The 17,757-nt window shown below is 61.6% G+C and carries 17 protein-coding genes; 10 read left to right on the forward strand and 7 right to left on the reverse strand.

The genetic code is table 11. The annotated features are described in order from the left end of the window. The first annotated feature begins 7 nt into the window (after nucleotides 1–7). The gene (locus tag ACR0K1_RS02665) at nucleotides 8–817 is read left to right on the forward strand and encodes a M90 family metallopeptidase (RefSeq protein WP_480614805.1); all 810 of its coding nucleotides are present in this window, start codon (nucleotides 8–10) and stop codon (nucleotides 815–817) included. 10 nt (nucleotides 818–827) lie between these two features. Here ACR0K1_RS02665 and ACR0K1_RS02670 read toward each other — a convergent pair whose 3' ends face one another. The 3 genes from ACR0K1_RS02670 to ACR0K1_RS02680 all read right to left on the reverse strand — a co-directional run bounded on the left by ACR0K1_RS02670 (nucleotide 828) and on the right by ACR0K1_RS02680 (nucleotide 4,261). After that, nucleotides 828–2,297 carry a carboxypeptidase M32 gene (locus ACR0K1_RS02670; RefSeq protein ID WP_480848650.1) on the reverse strand — a complete coding sequence of 490 codons (1,470 nt, stop codon included), beginning with the start codon at nucleotides 2,295–2,297 and terminating at the stop codon, nucleotides 828–830. A 4-nt stretch (nucleotides 2,298–2,301) separates the two neighbouring features. After that, nucleotides 2,302–3,447 carry a heme A synthase gene (gene ctaA / locus ACR0K1_RS02675; RefSeq protein ID WP_480614799.1) on the reverse strand — a complete coding sequence of 382 codons (1,146 nt, stop codon included), beginning with the start codon at nucleotides 3,445–3,447 and terminating at the stop codon, nucleotides 2,302–2,304. Between the two features lie 70 nt (nucleotides 3,448–3,517). Further along, nucleotides 3,518–4,261, reverse strand: a complete 744-nt coding sequence (locus tag ACR0K1_RS02680; RefSeq protein WP_480614796.1) for an RNA methyltransferase — start codon at nucleotides 4,259–4,261, stop codon at nucleotides 3,518–3,520. Nucleotides 4,262–4,425: 164 nt separating this feature from the next. Here ACR0K1_RS02680 and ACR0K1_RS02685 point away from each other — a divergent pair, with 164 nt between their 5' ends. Next, nucleotides 4,426–5,046 (forward strand): thiamine phosphate synthase, encoded by a 621-nt coding sequence (locus tag ACR0K1_RS02685; protein ID WP_480614794.1) that lies wholly within the window; start codon nucleotides 4,426–4,428, stop codon nucleotides 5,044–5,046. Here the strand turns inward: ACR0K1_RS02685 and ACR0K1_RS02690 are convergent. Further along, nucleotides 5,043–6,176: a HupE/UreJ family protein gene (locus ACR0K1_RS02690; protein WP_480614791.1), complete on the reverse strand. Its 1,134-nt coding sequence runs from the start codon at nucleotides 6,174–6,176 to the stop codon at nucleotides 5,043–5,045. The two genes, ACR0K1_RS02685 and ACR0K1_RS02690, sit on opposite strands and share 4 nt — an antisense overlap. Nucleotides 6,177–6,334: 158 nt before the next feature. On the opposite strand from ACR0K1_RS02690, the gene ACR0K1_RS02695 reads away from it, so the two are divergent. The 3 genes from ACR0K1_RS02695 to ACR0K1_RS02705 all read left to right on the forward strand — a co-directional run bounded on the left by ACR0K1_RS02695 (nucleotide 6,335) and on the right by ACR0K1_RS02705 (nucleotide 8,878). Then, on the forward strand, nucleotides 6,335–7,228 hold the full coding sequence (locus tag ACR0K1_RS02695) for a PfkB family carbohydrate kinase (protein WP_480614788.1): 894 nt from the start codon (nucleotides 6,335–6,337) through the stop codon (nucleotides 7,226–7,228). Then, nucleotides 7,225–8,136, forward strand: a complete 912-nt coding sequence (locus ACR0K1_RS02700) for a pseudouridine-5'-phosphate glycosidase (RefSeq protein ID WP_480614785.1) — start codon at nucleotides 7,225–7,227, stop codon at nucleotides 8,134–8,136. Before ACR0K1_RS02695 ends, ACR0K1_RS02700 begins: the two co-directional genes overlap by 4 nt. A gap of 64 nt (nucleotides 8,137–8,200) precedes the next feature. Next, the gene (locus tag ACR0K1_RS02705) at nucleotides 8,201–8,878 is read left to right on the forward strand and encodes a DUF502 domain-containing protein (protein ID WP_480614782.1); all 678 of its coding nucleotides are present in this window, start codon (nucleotides 8,201–8,203) and stop codon (nucleotides 8,876–8,878) included. Here the strand turns inward: ACR0K1_RS02705 and ACR0K1_RS02710 are convergent, their stop codons facing one another. Together ACR0K1_RS02710 and ACR0K1_RS02715 are read right to left on the reverse strand one after the other, a co-directional pair. Continuing rightward, nucleotides 8,879–9,904 carry a patatin-like phospholipase family protein gene (locus ACR0K1_RS02710; RefSeq protein WP_480614779.1) on the reverse strand — a complete coding sequence of 342 codons (1,026 nt, stop codon included), beginning with the start codon at nucleotides 9,902–9,904 and terminating at the stop codon, nucleotides 8,879–8,881. Between the two features lie 64 nt (nucleotides 9,905–9,968). After that, nucleotides 9,969–10,742 carry a 3-hydroxybutyrate dehydrogenase gene (locus ACR0K1_RS02715; RefSeq protein WP_480848654.1) on the reverse strand — a complete coding sequence of 258 codons (774 nt, stop codon included), beginning with the start codon at nucleotides 10,740–10,742 and terminating at the stop codon, nucleotides 9,969–9,971. A 286-nt stretch (nucleotides 10,743–11,028) separates the two neighbouring features. Between ACR0K1_RS02715 and ACR0K1_RS02720 the strand changes: the two genes are divergently transcribed. Continuing rightward, nucleotides 11,029–12,843, forward strand: a complete 1,815-nt coding sequence (locus ACR0K1_RS02720; RefSeq protein ID WP_480614773.1) for an extracellular solute-binding protein — start codon at nucleotides 11,029–11,031, stop codon at nucleotides 12,841–12,843. A 510-nt stretch (nucleotides 12,844–13,353) separates the two neighbouring features. Then, nucleotides 13,354–13,593 carry a hypothetical protein gene (locus ACR0K1_RS02725; RefSeq protein ID WP_480614770.1) on the forward strand — a complete coding sequence of 80 codons (240 nt, stop codon included), beginning with the start codon at nucleotides 13,354–13,356 and terminating at the stop codon, nucleotides 13,591–13,593. Here ACR0K1_RS02725 and ACR0K1_RS02730 read toward each other — a convergent pair. Continuing rightward, nucleotides 13,582–14,205 carry a helix-turn-helix domain-containing protein gene (locus tag ACR0K1_RS02730; RefSeq protein ID WP_480614768.1) on the reverse strand — a complete coding sequence of 208 codons (624 nt, stop codon included), beginning with the start codon at nucleotides 14,203–14,205 and terminating at the stop codon, nucleotides 13,582–13,584. The two genes, ACR0K1_RS02725 and ACR0K1_RS02730, sit on opposite strands and share 12 nt — an antisense overlap. Nucleotides 14,206–14,270: 65 nt before the next feature. On the opposite strand from ACR0K1_RS02730, the gene ACR0K1_RS02735 reads away from it, so the two are divergent. The 3 genes from ACR0K1_RS02735 (at nucleotide 14,271) to ACR0K1_RS02745 (ending at nucleotide 17,729) form a co-directional block, all read left to right on the forward strand. Continuing rightward, on the forward strand, nucleotides 14,271–15,788 hold the full coding sequence (locus ACR0K1_RS02735; RefSeq protein WP_480614765.1) for a class I adenylate-forming enzyme family protein: 1,518 nt from the start codon (nucleotides 14,271–14,273) through the stop codon (nucleotides 15,786–15,788). Then, a complete protein-coding gene (locus ACR0K1_RS02740; protein ID WP_480614762.1) occupies nucleotides 15,785–16,444 on the forward strand; it encodes a DsbA family oxidoreductase in 660 nt (219 codons plus the stop codon). The genes ACR0K1_RS02735 and ACR0K1_RS02740 overlap by 4 nt, the downstream gene beginning before the upstream one ends. Before the next feature lie 76 nt (nucleotides 16,445–16,520). Continuing rightward, nucleotides 16,521–17,729 carry a multidrug effflux MFS transporter gene (locus ACR0K1_RS02745; RefSeq protein WP_480614759.1) on the forward strand — a complete coding sequence of 403 codons (1,209 nt, stop codon included), beginning with the start codon at nucleotides 16,521–16,523 and terminating at the stop codon, nucleotides 17,727–17,729. Nucleotides 17,730–17,757 lie beyond the last annotated feature (28 nt).

Raw genomic sequence — 17,757 nt, forward strand, 5'->3', positions numbered from 1 at the left:
TTCTTGCATGTACGTGTTCATCGCAATTCTGCTGCTTGTCGCGGGGATTTTTGGCTACCGCTACTGTTCCAGACAACAGGCGCGGGCCGAGCTGCTTTCTTCGCCTTTGACCGACCATCAGCGGGCGGTCATTGACGCCGAAGTACCGATGATCAAACGCCTTCCGCCACGCTTTCGGACCGCTTTGGAAGGCAAAGTGAACCTGTTTCTGGATCAGGTCCGCTTTTACGGTTGCGATGGGCTGGACGTGACCGAAGAGATGGAACTTTCCATAGCGGCGCAGGCCTGTCTGCTCGTCGTGAACAGCGATCTGTGGTACGACAACCTGACCACGATCCTGATCTACCCCAATGCCTTCAAATCCCGCCAGCAACGCCACAGTGGGTATGTCGTGACCGAGAAAGAGATCGTGCGCACCGGCGAAAGCTGGGATCGCGGGCCGGTGATCCTGTCCTGGGCACACAGCAAAATGGGCGCGATGAATGACCGCGACGGGCAGAACGTCGTGCTGCACGAGTTCGCGCATCAGATCGACGATCTGTCCGGCGGCACAAATGGTGTTCCGATCCTTGGCGAGGGGCAGAGTTTCGCTGAATGGGAGCGTGTATTCCTGACCGCCTACGACGCCCATGTGCGCGCCGTCGAAGCCGGTCATGCCACGGTCATCGACCCCTATGGCGCGGTAGGCCATGAAGAGTTCTTTGCCGTCTCGGTCGAGGTTTTCTTCGAACGGCCCCGCGCCCTGAAAGCCGAGGCGCCGGAGGTTTACGACCAATTGTCCAGACTGTTCCGCCTGGACCCTGTGTCGTGGCACTGACAGGCGGCGCTTAAAGGCCGTAAAGCGCCCCAAACTTTGCTTCCAGGTAATCAAGCAGAGGCTCGGGCCCCGGCTCTATCCCGCTCGCACGTTCTATCACCTCGCGTGGGGCGAACAGGCCACCGAATTGCTGCACGTTTTCGCGCAGCCATCCGGTCGCGCCCGAGGTATCGCCCTGCGCCAGTTGCGCGTCCAGATCGGGCACGGCCTTGCGCAGCGCCTGATGCAGGCACCCGGCATAGACATTGCCCAGCGAATAGGTCGGGAAATAGCCGAACAGCCCGACCGACCAGTGCACATCCTGCAAGCACCCGTTCGAAGGCATGTCGACCGCATAGCCGAAATCGGAGGCAAAGCGGTCGTTCCAGGCAGCCTCCAGATCGCCGACCTGCAGATCCCCCGCCATAAGGGCCCGTTCCAGATCGAAGCGCAGCATGATGTGCAGGTTGTACTGCACCTCATCCGCCTCGGTCCGGATGTACCCGTTGTGAACCCGGTTGACCGTGGCGTAGAACGTATCGGCATCACAAATACCGAAGTCGCCGAACACCTCACGCATCTGGCCGAACAGCCAGCCGGTAAAGGCGCGGGACCGGCCCAGTTGGTTCTCGTAAATCCGACTTTGGCTTTCATGCACGCCCATCGACACCCCGCTACCCAGCGGCGTCAGGGCATAGGCTGGGTTGATCCCTTGTTCATAGGCGGCGTGCCCGACCTCGTGAATGGTCGAGTAGAAACAGTTGAACGGATCGGTCTCGCTGGTTCGCGTCGTGATCCGAACATCCGAGCCGCTGCCCGAGCTGAACGGGTGCACAGCCTTGTCCACACGCCCCCGGTTCAGGTCGTAGCCAAAGGTTGTCGCCAGTTTCTGGGACAGGCGCATCTGGTCCATCTCATTGAACGCACCGTCAAGCGCGGGCGGTGCGGGCCTGTCCAGCAGCGCGCCTCTGAGCGCGACAAGGCGCGGGCGCATCTGATCAAAGATCGCCGCGATCTGGGTGCCGGTGGTGTAAGGCTCATAATCCTCGACCAGAGCGTCATAAATGTCGCCGCCCTGCGCCAGCGCGGCCCCTTCTTCGCGCCTGAGCGCAACCACCTCTTCCAGCACCGGCAGGAAGGCGGCAACGTCCTCTGCCGCGCGGGCCTGCGCCCATGTTCCCTGTGCCGCAGATGTGACACGGGCGATGGCTTTGGCCAGATCGGCCGGGACTTTGACGGTACGCTCGTAAGACCGGCGGATTTCGCGCAGTTGCGCCCGCCCGGCTTCATCCTCGGGTTCCGCCTGCTCCAGCCATTCCGCCACGCGCGGGTCGGAGCGGCGGGCGTGCAGAACCGCCTCGATCGCCGCCATTTCCTCGGCCCGCTGCGGGGCCGCGCCGCGCGGCATGACCGTTTCCTGATCCCAGCCCAATCGCCCGGCGATCTGCCCAAGGGCCGAGGTTTCGCGCTGAAACGCCATCAGGTCGTCAAAAGCTGTCATCGGGTCAGGCTCCACGAAGCGAGGTTGCAATTGGGTATGCGGTCAAGAACCGCGCGCGCAGGATCAGGGTCCAGACGACCACCGCCAGGAACTGGTGCAGAATGGCGATCTGCCACGGCGCACCGTAGAGGACCGTGACGATCCCCACCACAACCTGCAGCAACAGCGCAGCAAAAGCCGCGTTGAAGGCAAAGCGGGTCTGCGGATGCGCGCTGGTGCCGCCGCGCCGCCAGACGACGACGCCAAAGACCAGCAGCAGATACCCGGCGCAGCGGTGGATGAATTGCACCAGACCCGGGCTTTCGAAGAAATTCCGCCACATCGGTTCCAGCATCGTCGCGTCGGGCGGCAGGATTTGCCCGCCAATCCAAGGCCAGTCGGTGTAAGACCTGCCGGCGTCGATCCCGGCAACGAGCGCGCCAATGAGTATTTGCAAAAAGGTGAAATGCAGAAGGCCGGTTGAAAGCGAGAACAGTTTCGCCTCTTTCGCGCGGCGGGCCTGCATCAGGTCGCGCTCCTCGCGGCCCAGCTCAAAGATGTACCACGCAAGGAACCCGAGGATCACGAAGGCCAGCCCAAGGTGGACCGCCAGCCGATAGCTGGCAACGGCGATCATGCCCTCGCCCTGTGTCACGCCCGAAGCGACCATCCACCAGCCAACCGCGCCCTGCACGCCGCCTAGCAGGCCCGGGATCAGCAGTTTGCCTGTCCATCCGGTCGGGATTTTCCGCGCCACAAGGAAGCCGAAGAACCCGATCGCCCAGACCAGACCGATCACCCGGCCCAATTGGCGATGGCCCCATTCCCACCAGTAGATGAATTTGAAATCGTTCAGTTCCATCCACTGGTTCTGGATGCGCCACTGGTCGATCTCTTTGTACTTGTCGAACTCGGCCTGCCAGTCGGCCTCGGTCATCGGCGGGATGGCCCCTGTGATCGGGCGCCACTCGGTGATCGAGAGACCGCTGTCGGTCAGGCGGGTCAGGCCACCCACCGCAATCATCACCACGACCAGCGCGAACAGGATCATCAGCCAGGCGCGGATGGCACCACGCGCCCCGCCCCGGCCGCGGTCGATCATACCCGGCTGCACCGCCTGTTGTTTTTCGGTATCCGAGACCTCTTCGAAGATGCTGCGCTTACCGCTCATGCTGTCCTCATGTCCTTGATTTGTCCGCAAGCTAGGGCCATGGCGGGGTAAGGTCCAGCCTCAGCCCCCGTCAATCCCGCTCCTTCCAGCGGACCATCTGACGCATGATCCCGTGCAGCATCTGCACATCCGCCCGCGTCATCCGCATGCGCGACCACAGGTTGCGCAGGTTGGTCTTCATCCCCTCGGCCTTTTCGGGCGGGTAGAAGAACCCCGCTTCATCCAGCCGGTCCTCGTAATGTTCGACCAGCTTCTCGAGCTCAATCCCCGTGGCCCAATCGCCCTTGCCCAGATCGGTGGCCTCATGCACCACATCGCCGGTCTGACGCATCCACTCATAGGCGGTCAGCAACACGCATTGCCCAAGGTTCAGCGAGGCGTATTCGGGGTTCACCGGGACCGAGATGATGGCGTTCGCCTTGGCGATATCCTCATTCTCAAGCCCCGCCCGTTCTGGCCCGAACAGCACGGCCACCTTCTCGCCCGCCGCGACCTTTTCCGCAGCGATCTGCATGGCGCGTTCGGGGCTGAAAACCGGCTTGGTCAGGCCCCGCTGCCGCGCCGTAGTGGCGAAGACATAGGTGCGATCCGCCAAAGCGCCTGCCAGATCGTCGAACAACTGCGCCTCATCCAGCAGCCGTCCGGCCCCGCTGGACATCGCCACCGCCTTGGGGTTCGGCCAGCCATCACGCGGAGCCACGATCCGCATCCAGTCCAGCCCGAAATTCCACATCGCCCGCGCGGCGGCGCCGATATTCTCGCCCATCTGCGGGCGCACAAGCACGAAAGAAGGCTGGGATGTATCGCTGGGCATGGCTTACTCCGAAAACACCCGCCCGCTCTAATCCGCCTGCATGGTCAGAGCAAGCCGATCCATTGTCTTCTGTTCCCAATTACCCGCTCGGCAGGCTTAAAAGTTTGCTTCCCCCGCGCAATCCGCTAAACCGCGCCAAAGACTGAAAGCCGAAGGACGCGCAAATGGACACCCCCGAGCAGCCGCAGATTTACCTGATCACGCCTCCGACGATCCAGCTGAGCAGCTTCCCCGATCAACTGGCCCGCGTTCTGGACGGGGCCGAGATCGCGTGTATCCGTCTGGCGCTGGCGGGCAGCGACGAAGACACCATTGCCCGCGCCGCCGATGCCTGCCGCGAGGTGGCGCATGCGCGCGATGTGGCGTTGGTGATCTCGAACCATGTCCTGCTGGCGCAGCGGCTGGGGCTGGATGGCGTGCATCTGGACGACGCGGCGCGCTCGGTCCGGGCCGCGCGGAAAGAGCTGGGCGCGGATGCCATCGTCGGCAGTTTCTGCGGAGCTTCCAGTCATGACGGTATGACGGCTGGCGAGATTGGCGTGGATTATGTCGCCTTCGGTCCGGTCGCGGCCTCGTCGCTGGGCGATGGAACGCTGGCCGAAAAAGACCTGTTTCAATGGTGGTCCGAGATGATCGAGGTGCCCGTCGTGGCCGAAGGCGGACTGACGCCTGACCTGATCCGCGATCTTGCCCCCTGCACCGATTTCTTCGGCATCGGGGATGAAATCTGGTCCGGCGACGATCCTCTGTCCGCGTTGAAATCGCTGATTTCCGCGATGTCCTAGGCAAACAGAAACGGCTTGACGATCCAGTAGACGCCGACGCCAGCGATAAGCATCGAGGCCAGAACCGAGATACGGCCGCGCAACCGGTGTGAGTTACCGGAGATCAGGTACGCAACGGCAAACACACCCAAGGCTATCGCAATACTCGCCCCCACGACCCCGGCCCAATATCCCAGAATGGCCGGGGGCAGATGATCCGGTGGCACCCCGACCGCGGCAAGAGACTGTGCCAATCCAAAACCGACAGCCAGCCCGACGACCAAAACCGCCAGCACCCGCCAGATCTGCAAACGTCGCCAAACAAGGTTCCAGAGTGCCAGAGCCACAATGGCTGCGGTAAGAGTTTGCGCGTCGATGACGGGTGGAATCGTCGTGACCTCGTAGACTATCACCACGAGGCCACCCAAAACCCCCAAAGACAGAGCCACCAACTGGGTTAACACCGCCCGGACGTTCAGCGACAGGAATACCAGCGTCAGGGCAAGCAGGATCAACCGAGGCCCATCCGGAAAGACGCGCTTGACCCCTTCTGCAAAGAACACCTGCAGCGTCTGTTCCACGCTCAGCGAAGCCCCGCCACGCAGCGGTATCAGGGGGCTGGTCTCTCCGGCGGCAAGATAGGCGGTGTAAGGGGCCGAGACATTCTGTTGCCGCAAAACGGCGGGCCCAAACCCCTCGGGCCAGTGCAGCCGCAGGTTTGCCGCCCCATCAGGCAGCGCGCCGGTCAGGAGCAGTTTTGAAATCCGTGCAGTCTGCGGATCGCCAACAACCGGAATACGCACCCCTTCATAGGCAAGCGCAACCGGCCCTGCTGCAGTGACCTGCAAAGTTTGCATCCACGGCAGGACAAACTCTCTGATCTGCGGTTCCAGTTCCGAGGACACCAGCTTGCGCAGATTTCGATATTGCGCGGTATCTGCAGGCGCGGTCGGGTCAATCCCGGCCAAAAGCGCCTCGGCGTTCAGGCTGAGTTCCAGAAACAGCGTGTCGGATTTGGTCCAGAAATCAATGACCGTCGGCCCCGAACTTTGCGCATCGCCTTGTTCCGGAAGCGCTGCAAAGGCCGCGAAAAAACCAAACAGAAAAACCGAGATGCGCTTGAGGATGGTCGAAATGACACCACCCGTCATCAAAATCTCTCCACCAAATAAATCAAAATTCCAATCATTTGCAACGATAGTTCAACCGTTTCCAAAGGATGGCAAGTCAAAATGGCCATGGCCGGGATTCTGCAAAGCCGCGCCGGTTGGCCCTTGCACGGGCACCGGGGCTGCGGCATGACTGCGCCATGACGAAGAACAGCGAAATCCTGTGTATCGGGTCTGTCCTGTGGGACGTGATCGGGCGTTCGGCCAGCGCCATGCGGCAGGGGTCCGACGTGCCCGGGCGCATTACCCGCCTGCCCGGTGGTGTGGCCATGAACATCGCCATGACTCTGGTTCGGTTCGGCATGACCCCGACGCTGCTGACCGCCATTGGCCGCGACCCCGAAGGCGATGAGCTTGTGCACGCCTGCGCCCGGCTGGGCATGGTGACCGACCACATCTACCGCTCGCAAGACCTGCCCACCGACCGCTATATGGCGGTCGAAGGGGCCAACGGCCTGATCGCCGCAATCGCCGACGCCCATTCGCTTGAGGCTGCGGGGGCGAAAATCCTGCGCCCTCTGATGCATGGGCCACTTGGTTACGAAAACACCCCGTTCGAAGGCCCGATAGCGCTGGACGGCAACTTGACCCAGACCCTGCTGGAAGAGATTGCGCAAAGCCCGGCCTTCGCCCGCGCCGATCTGCGGGTCGCCCCGGCCTCTCCCGGCAAGGCCGAGCGGTTGTTGCCGTTTTTGAAACACGCCCGCGCGACGCTGTATGTGAACCTGGAAGAGGCCGGGTTGTTGTGCCAGCGCGAGTTCGCGGATTCCGAAGGCGCCGCCAAGGGTCTGCTGGATCGCGGCGCGTTGCGCGTGCTGGTGACGGATGGCGGCAACTCGGCCACTGTCGGCGCTGCCTCCGGCGTGCTGACCCAGACACCCCCCTCGGTGCTTGTCACCCGCGTGACAGGTGCGGGGGATACATTCATGGCGGCCCATATCGCCTCTGAAGCCAGCGGCGCGGATGACGAAACCGCCCTGACACGCGCCCTGCGCGCCGCCGCAACCTATGTTTCCGGAGAGACCCCACTGTGATCAACATCCACTACTCGGCCGAGGTGCGCGCGGCCAAAGATGCAGGCCAGCCCATCGTTGCTTTGGAAAGCACCATCATCACTCACGGCATGCCCTATCCGCAGAACATCGAAGTCGCGGCACGGGTCGAGCAAGACATCCGCGATGCAGGGGCCGTTCCGGCCACGATGGCAGTGATTGACGGCGTGCTGAATGTCGGCCTTGAGGCGGATCAGTTGAAAGCGCTTGGGAAGGCGCAGGGCGTCGCCAAAATCTCGCGCGCGGACATGGCCGCCTGCATTTCGACCGGCGGCACCGGGGCGACAACCGTGGCAGCCACCATGATCGCCGCGGATTACGCGGGGATCGAAGTATTTGCCACCGGCGGCATCGGCGGTGTGCATCAGGGGGCTGAAACTTCATTCGATATCTCGGCTGACCTGCACGAACTGGGCCAAACCCCTGTGACGGTGGTCGCGGCGGGTGCCAAGGCGATCCTGGACCTCGCCAAAACGCTTGAGGTGCTGGAAACACTGGGCGTCCCGGTCATTGCTTACGGTCAGGACGAGTTCCCGGCCTTCTGGTCGGCCAAATCGCCTTACAGCGCCCCGCTGCGCATGGACAGCGCCGAGGCGATTGCCAAAGCCCACGCAACCCGCCGCGCGCTGGGACTGCCCGGCGGTCAACTTGTCGCCAATCCGATCCCCGCAGAAGATCAGATCGCAGCCGAGGAACTGGCCCCGATCATCGCCTCGGCCCAGGCCGATGCCGACAAGCACCGGATCACCGGCAAGGCCGTCACGCCCTATCTGCTGCAACGAATTTTCGAACTGACTCAGGGCCGTTCCCTGACCGCCAATATCGCGCTGGTGCGCAACAACGCGCGTCTGGCGGCCGGGATTGCCAAATCACTGGTGAATGGTGTGTAAACCTGCCCTATTGTACCAACGCCCCGGATTGCTTACCTAATTCCGCAAACCACTCGGAAGCGCAATGAACACACCCTTCGACGAAGAGCCTCACCGCCGCCCCGGCCTGTTTTCAAGGCTGCGCGCATCCTTTCTGACGGGCATCGTCGTCATTGCGCCGGTCTGGCTGACGATATGGCTGATCTGGTCGGTCGTCGGCTGGATCGACAGCGCGGTTCTGCCTTTGGTGCCGCAAAGGTTCCAGCCTCACGAATACGTGGGCATAAATCTGCGCGGCGTTGGCGTTGTCATCTTCCTGATCTTCACGATCCTGGTGGGCTGGATTGCCAAGGGCATTCTGGGCCGGTCCTTCATTTCCTTCACCGAAAGCCTGGTGGACCGGATGCCCGTCGTCCGCTCGGTCTATTCCGGGATCAAGCAGATATCCGAGACGGTCTTTGCCCAGACGGAACGGTCTTTTGAAAAAGCCTGCCTGATCCAGTACCCGCGCCGGGGAATCTGGGCGATCGGCTTCGTCTCGACCACGGCACGGGGCGAAGTCAGCGAGCGGGCCGAAACAGCCGGAGAGCTGCTGAGCGTCTTCGTGCCAACCACGCCCAACCCAACATCGGGCTTTCTGCTGTTCTTCCCCGCCGAAGATGTCATCCTTCTGGACATGACCATTGAAGAGGCCGCCAAGCTGGTGATCTCAGCCGGTCTGGTTTACCCCAACGACAAAGACCCGACGCAACCGCCCGAGTGATCAGCCGAACATCGCCGGCAAATCGACGGTGCTGTTCTGCCCCAGATCATCCTTGTGTCGGATCAAAAACCCATCCGCCGCGTCCCGCCCGGCCTTCTTGAGCTTGTGCAGGATCACCGGGTTTGGAACGGTTTTGGTGGCGACCGACAGGTTGTTCATCAACTCGTTATCCGCAATCATATGAACCAGAACCCGGCTCATCTCACCGGCTTTCAGCTTACCTTCTTCCAACAGGCGCTGAACGAAGTTGATCGCGCGCAGTTCGCGGAACAGCGATGAGTTGAAGCTGATCTCGTTGATCCGGTTCTGTATCTGCTGTGGCGTGACCGGAAGCTCGTCCCGCTCCAACGGATTGATGTTCACGATCACCACATCGTCTGGCAGAGCGTCGTTAAACAAAGGGTACAGTGCCGGGTTGCCGGTATAGCCGCCATCCCAATACGCCTCGGTCCTCTGAGTTTCCGGATCGTAGATTTCGACCGCCTTGAACAGGGTCGGCAAACAGGCCGAGGCCAAAATTGCCTGGGTCGAAATCTCGTCACCGGTAAACACCCGGATCTTGCCGCTGCGCACGCAGGTGGCGCAGACAAACAGCTGCGGGCCCTGATCGGCACAAACCTCGTCAAAGTTGAACCGGTCCACGACAGATTCCAGCGGGTTCGAATAAAACGGCCCGTAAGCATAGGGCGACACCATCCGCGACCATGCGTCGCCTATGGAAAACGGCAGCGAATACTCCATAGCCTGCGCGATATGGGCGGGCTCGATGCCGCGGAACCAGTTGGCAATGCGCATGTCGCCAATCGCGCCCATCCGCTTCCAGACCTCGTTCAACCGCGCCCGCGCGCCGTCACGCCCGTTGTGGACCATCCCGGACTTGAAAGCCGCGCCATTCAGCGCTCCGGCCGAGGTTCCGGTGATCGCGGCAACCTCAATGTCTTCTTCATCCAACAGCCTATCCAAAACACCCCAAGTGAAGGCCCCATGCGCCCCGCCGCCCTGCAAGGCCAGATTGATCCGTTTCATTGAACCGCCCCTTCATCTTTTCCGAAATACTCCGGGGGTGTGGGGGCAGCGCCCCCACGGAACATCACAACGCCGTCCAGCCGCCATCTACGGAAATCGTCGTCCCGGTAATCTGCGCCGCCGCGTCCGAGCACAGGAACACAGTTGTCCCGCCCAGTTGTTCGACGGTTGCGAACTCTTTCGACGGTTGCCGTTCCAGCAGGATGTTTTTGACCACATCCTCGCGGCTCATGTTGTATTCCTGCATCGTGTTGGGAATCTGCGCCTCGACCAGAGGTGTCAGCACATAACCCGGACAGATCGCGTTGCAGGTGATCGGTTCCTGCGCGGTTTCCAGCGCCACGGATTTCGTCATACCGACAACCCCGTGCTTGGCCGCGATATAAGCCGCCTTGAAGGGCGACGCCGTCAGACCATGTGCCGAAGCGATGTTGACGATCCGGCCCCAGCCCTTGTCCCGCATCATCGGCAGCGCCGCCGCCGTGGTGTGAAAGGCCGAGTTCATGTTGATCGCGATGATCGCGTCCCACTTGTCGACCGGAAACTGGTCGATCGGCGAAACGTGCTGGATACCCGCGTTGTTGACCAGAATATCGCAGGCCCCGGCCTGTTCGATCAGTGCGCGGCACTCGTCACCCTTTGACATGTCCGCCTTGATGTAGCGCGCGTTCGTTCCGGTCTCCTGCGCGATCTCGGCGGCCAGCGCATGATCTTCCTCGCGATCCGTGAACGAGTTCAAAACCACATCGGCCCCGGCTTTCGCCAGCTCCCGCGCAACCCCAAGTCCAATCCCCGAATTTGACCCCGTGATGATTGCCGTTCTTCCAGACAGGCTCATGACCGCTCTCCCTCTGCATTCTGTCTGCGCTACAGTGCCATGCTGCACCTGCAAAGAAAACGGGGAACTACGTCGCGCCCTGCTGCAATTCGGGCGAAAAAAAACGCCCGCACGAAGCGGGCGTTAAGTTATTGAGGCAGGTTTCATACAGGCAAGAAACCTATCGAGCAGTGAGACCTTTATAAGCAATTCCGCGCCTTCGTCCAAGCTAAAAGTTTGAAAACAAGAAAAATCATCGGTACGGTGAATCCCAACAAAATAAGGCCAGAGCAGGATTGTTTCCAAAATGAGCCCGGATTTTCTTCGCCCCGTTCGTCATTTGATCGGGGGAATCGCTACTGTTTTTGCAACTTCGATGGCCCACGCAGAATCGGCTCATGGCATAGCTATGTATGGCGACCCAGCCCTACCACCGGATTTTGTGTCGCTGCCATATGCCGACCCCGACGCGCCCAAAGGCGGCAAGGTCGTTTTCGGAAATACCGGCGGCTATAACAGTCTGAACCCGTTTGTGCAAAAAGGCACCTCTCCATGGCAGTTGCGATTTTGGACCCATGAAGGCCTGATGGGCCGGTCCTGGGACGAACCTTTCACTCTTTACGGGTTGTTAGCCGAATCAGTTGAGACGGCAGATGACCGCTCGTGGGTAGAATTCACCCTGCGGGAGGAGGCTCGATTCTCGGATGGCAGCCCGGTCACGGTCGATGACGTGATCTGGTCATACGAGACGCTCGGCACCGAAGGGCACCTGCGCTATCGCGGGCTTTGGGGAAAGATCGACAGCATCGAACAGACCGGCCCGCAGTCCGTCCGGATCTCGTTCAACGAACCCGACCGCGAACTGGCCCTGATCGCGGGATTGCGCCCGATCCTGCAAAAGGCGCAGTGGGAGGGGAAATCGTTTGCCGACGCCCCGTTGCATGACATTCCCATTGGCAGCGGCCCCTATGTGATCGACGATTATGAGGCCGGGCGTTATGTGAACCTGCGCCGGAACCCTGACTATTGGGGCAGTGATGTCCCCTTCCGGCGCGGCACGATGAACATTGATGAGATTCGGATCGAGTTTTACGGCGATGCCACGGTTCTGTTCGAGGCGTTCAAAGCCGGCGAACTGTCCGCCGTGCGCGAATTCAACGCCGACAAATGGGATACCCAATACGGCTTCCCCGCCGTCCAGCGCGGCGACGTGATAAAAACCGAGATACCGCATGGCAAGCCTTCGGGCATGACGGGGTTTGTGATGAACACCCGCAAGGCCCCATTCGATGACTGGCGCGTGCGCGAGGCGCTGGCGCTGGCCTTCAATTTCGAATTCATCAACGACACGATCACCGGTGGCGCGCAGCCAAGGATCACCTCGTATTTCTCGGGCTCGGATCTGGCCATGCAACCCGGCCCGGCCACAGGGCGCGTTGCCGAGTTGTTGCAGCCCTACGCCGATGACCTTCCGCCGGGCACGCTTGAGGGATACACCCAGCCGCAAGGCGACGGGTCAGCACGCAACCGCAAGAACCTGCGACAGGCCGCAGCTTTGCTGGCCGAGGCGGGCTGGACCATTCAGGACGGTGTTTTGCGCAACGCAGACGGTGATGCGTTCCAGATGACGGTACTGCTGCAGCAAGGCGACAGCGACATGCAGACCGCCGTCGAAATCTACAAGCGCGCGTTGGAGCGTCTGGGCATTCAGGTCACAACCGAACAGGTCGACAATGCCCAATACACCGGTCGTACTGCCGAGTTGGATTTCGACATGACCCCGTTCCGCCGCGCGCTGTCCCTGTCCCCCGGCAACGAACAGCGGCTGTATTGGGGAAGTGAGGGCGCAGAAACGCAGGGCACGCGGAACCTTATGGGGGTTGCATCGCCCGCGGTGGACGGAATGATCGACGCCATGCTGGCCTCGGAATCCCGCGACGACTTTGTTGCGGCCACCCGCGCCTTGGACAGGGTTCTGACCGCCGGGCGCTATGTGATCCCGATCTGGAACTTTGACGTTGGCCGCATCGCCCATTCCAGCGCGTTGAAGTTTCCGGAAATGCTGCCGATCTACGGTGATGGGCCGCAATACATGCCCGAAGTCTGGTGGTACGAGGAATAGCCGCAACCGCTACAGGGCGATTCCATATGCCGGCCTTTGGGAACCGAGTGAGGTCTGCGACGCGAACCGCAAGGGCGATGATCGGCGGAAATCGGCACATAGGCTCTGCGTCACAAGTTGTTGCGGTCTGATAGCGCAAACCCCTCAATTTTTGGGGTGCTTGTAGATGTTTGGGCATCCCCGGCAAAGATTGCACAACCTGTCCGCGAACCTACGCCGTTCAATGCGGCCATGTGCAATTGGCGCTAAACATACAGTTGGAAATCTTCTTTTTGCTCAATACCCTGAGCCCGCCCTTTGGCTTCATCCGTTGCCCGGTCGAGCTATACGCCGCCGGGAATTATCCTGTGGTTGCTCAAGGCTGTCCCTTCCTGCCCAATTCCGTGATTTCACGCCGTTTCGGGACGCTCCCGGTGATGCGACATTTTGTCATACCTTCCTCCGCGTCAACCTATACGTACCCTGTTGTGGGGAGAGCAGACCTGAAAACAATAACTGGAAAGCTCGCACATGTTGAAATGGACCGATCTGACGCAAGACTGGGATGCGTCTTACGCACGCGCCAAGCGCCGCTTTCCGAACTTGCGTGACAAGGATATGGCGCGGGTTCGGAGCGACCGAAAACGCTTTGAGGCCTATCTGGCCGAGCGCCATCACCTGACCGTCAACGAGGCCCGTGAAGAGGTTGAGGATTTTCTGTTCACGGAAGGCCTGAACCGGGAATTGCACCAACCGGCGTTAGGCGAGTGAAGTCACCCACAGGATTGTCGCGTCTTCGGGACTGACCGAGATGACGTTGTGCCCCATGCTGCCATCGTAATAGGCACTGTCGCCCCGGCGCATTTCGACAGGCTCGTAAAACTCGGTATAAAGCTTCACAACGCCCGTCAGGACATACAGAAACTCTTCCCCGTCGTGGCGCACCCATCCCTGAAACTCGTCCATGGACCGGGCGCGAACGCGGGCGCGATAGGGCAGCATCTGCTTTTTCGTCAGCGTTTCCGCCAGCAGTTCATGCTCATAAGTCGTCGTTGCATGAGCCGTCCCTTCGCCGGTGCGCGTCACGGCCATGCGACCTATTACCTGATCCCGCTGCGGCGGTGTGAAAAGCTGGGGCACCGAAATCTCCAACCCGGTCGCCAGCTTTTTCAGGGCGTCGTAGGTGGGCGACATCTGCCCGTTCTCGATCTTGCTGAGCGTTGATCGCGCCAATCCGGCCTGCGTGGCGGCCTGTTCCAGCGTCCAGTTGCGCGCCTTGCGCAATTCCCGCACCCGCGCGCCAAGGTCCAGCGGCTCAAGCTCTGTGTGGCCGCCCGAGTCTCGGGCGATGCGGATAAGGGATTTCGGGTCCTGCGTGCTCATGATCCTGTCTATAGGGCCAGCCCGTCCCGCTTGCAACGCGCCATGCGCCAAGATAGCCAGACACCATGCTTTCGATCTTCGATCAGGGGCCACCGCCACCCTGCCCCGCACCGTTCAATCTGGCCGCCCATGTGTTGCGTCAAGCCGAGCACTGCCGGGACAAAACCGCGCTGTCGGTTCTGCGCGCGGATGGGGCCGATGACTGGACGTATGGCGCGTTGCAGGCGGCCATTCTGGGCACGGGGGCCGGGCTGTTGCAGGCAGGGCTGAAACCCGGCGATATCGCCTTGATGCGGCTAGGGAACACGGTGGATTTTCCCATCGCCTATCTGGGCGCGATTGCGGTGGGCATTGTGCCGGTCCCAACCTCATCACAACTGACCGAGCCGGAAACAGCCCGGATGATCGGGGATCTGTCGCCTGCCGCCATCTTGCGGGACCCTGCGGTCGCCTGCGCACCGCATTCGCGTCAGATCACGTTGCCCGAGCTGACCGCCATGCGAGACCTGCCGCCTGCCAGTTTCCGGATGGGCGACCCCGAGCGGCTGGCCTATGTCGTCTACACCTCGGGCACATCCGGCAAGCCGCGCGCGGTTGCCCATGCCCACAGGGCGATCTGGGCGCGGCAGATGATGGTCGATGGCTGGTACAGCCTGCGCCACAGCGACCGCCTGTGCCATGCGGGCGCGTTCAACTGGACCTACACTCTGGGCACCGGCCTGATGGACCCCTGGACCATTGGCGCAACGGCGCTGATCCCGGAACCCGGCACCGATATCTCGGCCCTGCCCGACCTGCTGCGCCAGCACCGTGCGACCATCTTTGCCGCCGCCCCCGGTGTCTTTCGCAAGATGCTGCAGGGCCCGGACCGGATCGACCTGCCCGATCTGCGCCACGGCCTGTGTGCCGGCGAGAAGCTGTCGCGCCACCTGCACGAGCATTGGCACCAGGCCACCGGAACCGAACTGTATGAGGCCTATGGGATGTCCGAATGCTCGACCTTCATCTCCTCCAGCCCGGATCATCCGGCGCGCGGCGATGCGCTGGGGCAACCGCAGCCGGGCCGCAGCGTGGCGATCGTCGGACCCGATGGCCCGGTACCGCAAGGGCAAGAGGGTACGATTGCCATCCATCGGTCCGACCCCGGGCTGATGCTGACTTATCTGAACGCCCCGGACGAGGCCCTATCGCGCATGCAGGGCGACTGGTTCCTGACCGGGGATCAGGGCGCGATGGCCATTGACGGGCAGATCACCTATCTGGGCCGCGACGACGACATGATGAACGCGGGCGGCTACCGCGTTTCCCCGGTCGAGGTCGAATCCGCCCTGTCCCGCTATCCCGGCATCACGCAGGTCGGCGCGGCGGCGGTCGAGGTCAAAGAGGATACCTTTGTCATCGCCGCCTTCTACACCGGCCCGGAAAAACTGGACGAAACGGCTTTGCGCGCCTATGTCGAGGCTAATCTGGCCCGCTACAAACAACCGCGCGCCTTCGTCCATCTTCCTGCCCTGCCGACCGGCGGCAACGGCAAACTCCAGCGCCGCGCCCTGCCGGCCTATTTCAAGGCGTCAACCGAATGACCCAGACCGTAAAGCTCGATATCCTGTCCGATCCGATCTGCCCGTGGTGCTATATCGGCAAGACACATCTGGACAAGGCGCTGGCGGCCATACCTGATCATCCGTTCGTCATCGAATGGCACCCGTTCCAGCTAAACCCAGACATGCCCGATGAAGGCATGGACCGGCGGGAATATCTGGAACGCAAGTTCGGGGGCAAAGACGGAGCAATCCGCGCCTATGCGCCGGTTGTTGAACATGCCGAGACTGCGGGCCTCAAGATCGATTTCGAAGGGATGAAGCGCACCCCAAACACTCTGGACGCCCACCGCCTGATCCACTGGGCGGGGATTGAGGGCAAACAGGGTACCGTTGTCGATGCGCTGTTCGATGCCTATTTCGTTCAGGCCCGCGATATCGGCGACCCCGAGGTTCTGGCCGACATCGCCGACAGCGTAGGGATGGACGCCGCTGTGGTGCTGAAACTACTCAAATCCGACGCCGATCGCGAGGATATCCGCCAGCGCGACACCCATTCCCGCGAGATGGGCGTGAGCTCGGTCCCGACTTTCATCGTTGCCAATCAGCACGCCGTTCCGGGCGCACAACCCCCTGAAATGTGGGAAAAAGTGATTGCTGAAATCATGTCTCAACTTGAGGCTTCCCCTGCAGAATAGCACATAGGCCTGTGCAAAATTCAGGTCTGGCGCAACCCGATCCGCCATGATAGCGCGAACGGGTAAGGAGACCTTTATGGCTAACCGCATGTCCCGGGCGGAGTTCATCGCGCTGGTCGCGATGATGTTCGCTACCATTGCCTTTTCGATCGATTCCATGCTGCCCGCCCTGCCCGAGATCGGCACCGAGCTCAGCCCGACCGATCTCAACAAGGCGCAGCTGATCCTGACGTCCTTTGTGCTGGGCATGGGGATCGGCACGTTTTTCACCGGGCCGATCTCGGACGCGGTCGGGCGCAAACCCGTGATTTACGGCGGCGTCGCCCTGTACATTATCGCCTGCGCCGTTGCGTGGGCCAGCACCTCTCTGGAACTGGTTCTGGCCGCGCGTGTCGTTCAGGGGCTGGGCGCTGCGGGGCCGCGTGTCGTTGCCATGGCGATTATCCGAGACCTGTTCTCGGGCCGCGAAATGGCGCGCATCATCTCAATCGCGATGATGATCTTCACGCTGGTTCCGGCAATTGCACCGCTGATGGGCGCGGGCGTCATCGCGCTGGTCGGCTGGCGCGGTATCTTCGTGTCCTTCATCCTGTTCGCATCGGTCATTGTCATCTGGATGGCCATGCGCCTGCCCGAATCCCTTGCCGTCGAAAACCGCCGCCCCTTCCGCCTGCCGCTGATGATCGCAGCGGTGCAAGAGATGTTTGCCCATCCCACCGTGCGCCTCTCGATCTTCGTACAAACGCTGTGCATGGGGCTGCTGTTCACCATGCTGACCATGGTGCAGCCGGTCTTTGACGTCGTGCATGATCGGGCCGAAAGCTTTCCCTTCTGGTTTGCTTTCGTGGCGCTGATTTCCGGCTCGGCCAGTCTGCTGAACGCCGCGCTGGTCGTGCGTCTTGGCATGCGGCGGATCGTGACCTGGGCCCTTGGCGCGCAGATCGTGATCACAAGCGGCGTCATCATCCTGAACATGGCTCCGCTGTCGCCCGACGCCTCGTTTGCCCTGTTCGTCGTCTGGCAGACCACGATCTTCTTCATGGCAGGTGTCACCATGGGCAACCTGAACGCCATCGCGATGGAGCCGATGGGCCATATCGCGGGCATGGCGGCCTCGGTCATCGGCTCAATCGCCACCGTGCTGGCGGCGGCAATTGCGGCCCCGGTCGGGCTGCTGTTCGATGGCTCGATCACACCGCTGACAACCGGCGTGCTGACCATGTGCGTAGTGGGCTTCGGCCTGATGCTGCATATGGGGCGGATTGAGAACCGGCTGCTGGTTTGAGCCTGTGCAACCTGCCTGAATCGCGCTA

The sequence above is a fragment of the Ruegeria sp. F5 genome (assembly GCF_056533845.1).

Excerpts from the sequence above, each read along its gene's own strand:
- ACR0K1_RS02665 (WP_480614805.1), top strand. The coding sequence starts at position 8 with ATGTACGTGTTCATCGCAATTCTGCTGCTTGTCGCGGGGATTTTTGGC.
- ACR0K1_RS02670 (WP_480848650.1), bottom strand. The coding sequence starts at position 2,297 with ATGACAGCTTTTGACGACCTGATGGCGTTTCAGCGCGAAACCTCGGCC.
- ctaA (WP_480614799.1), bottom strand. The coding sequence starts at position 3,447 with ATGAGCGGTAAGCGCAGCATCTTCGAAGAGGTCTCGGATACCGAAAAA.
- ACR0K1_RS02680 (WP_480614796.1), bottom strand. The coding sequence starts at position 4,261 with ATGCCCAGCGATACATCCCAGCCTTCTTTCGTGCTTGTGCGCCCGCAG.
- ACR0K1_RS02685 (WP_480614794.1), top strand. The coding sequence starts at position 4,426 with ATGGACACCCCCGAGCAGCCGCAGATTTACCTGATCACGCCTCCGACG.
- ACR0K1_RS02690 (WP_480614791.1), bottom strand. The coding sequence starts at position 6,176 with ATGACGGGTGGTGTCATTTCGACCATCCTCAAGCGCATCTCGGTTTTT.
- ACR0K1_RS02695 (WP_480614788.1), top strand. The coding sequence starts at position 6,335 with ATGACGAAGAACAGCGAAATCCTGTGTATCGGGTCTGTCCTGTGGGAC.
- ACR0K1_RS02705 (WP_480614782.1), top strand. The coding sequence starts at position 8,201 with ATGAACACACCCTTCGACGAAGAGCCTCACCGCCGCCCCGGCCTGTTT.
- ACR0K1_RS02710 (WP_480614779.1), bottom strand. The coding sequence starts at position 9,904 with ATGAAACGGATCAATCTGGCCTTGCAGGGCGGCGGGGCGCATGGGGCC.
- ACR0K1_RS02715 (WP_480848654.1), bottom strand. The coding sequence starts at position 10,742 with ATGAGCCTGTCTGGAAGAACGGCAATCATCACGGGGTCAAATTCGGGG.
- ACR0K1_RS02720 (WP_480614773.1), top strand. The coding sequence starts at position 11,029 with ATGAGCCCGGATTTTCTTCGCCCCGTTCGTCATTTGATCGGGGGAATC.
- ACR0K1_RS02725 (WP_480614770.1), top strand. The coding sequence starts at position 13,354 with ATGTTGAAATGGACCGATCTGACGCAAGACTGGGATGCGTCTTACGCA.
- ACR0K1_RS02730 (WP_480614768.1), bottom strand. The coding sequence starts at position 14,205 with ATGAGCACGCAGGACCCGAAATCCCTTATCCGCATCGCCCGAGACTCG.
- ACR0K1_RS02735 (WP_480614765.1), top strand. The coding sequence starts at position 14,271 with ATGCTTTCGATCTTCGATCAGGGGCCACCGCCACCCTGCCCCGCACCG.
- ACR0K1_RS02740 (WP_480614762.1), top strand. The coding sequence starts at position 15,785 with ATGACCCAGACCGTAAAGCTCGATATCCTGTCCGATCCGATCTGCCCG.
- ACR0K1_RS02745 (WP_480614759.1), top strand. The coding sequence starts at position 16,521 with ATGGCTAACCGCATGTCCCGGGCGGAGTTCATCGCGCTGGTCGCGATG.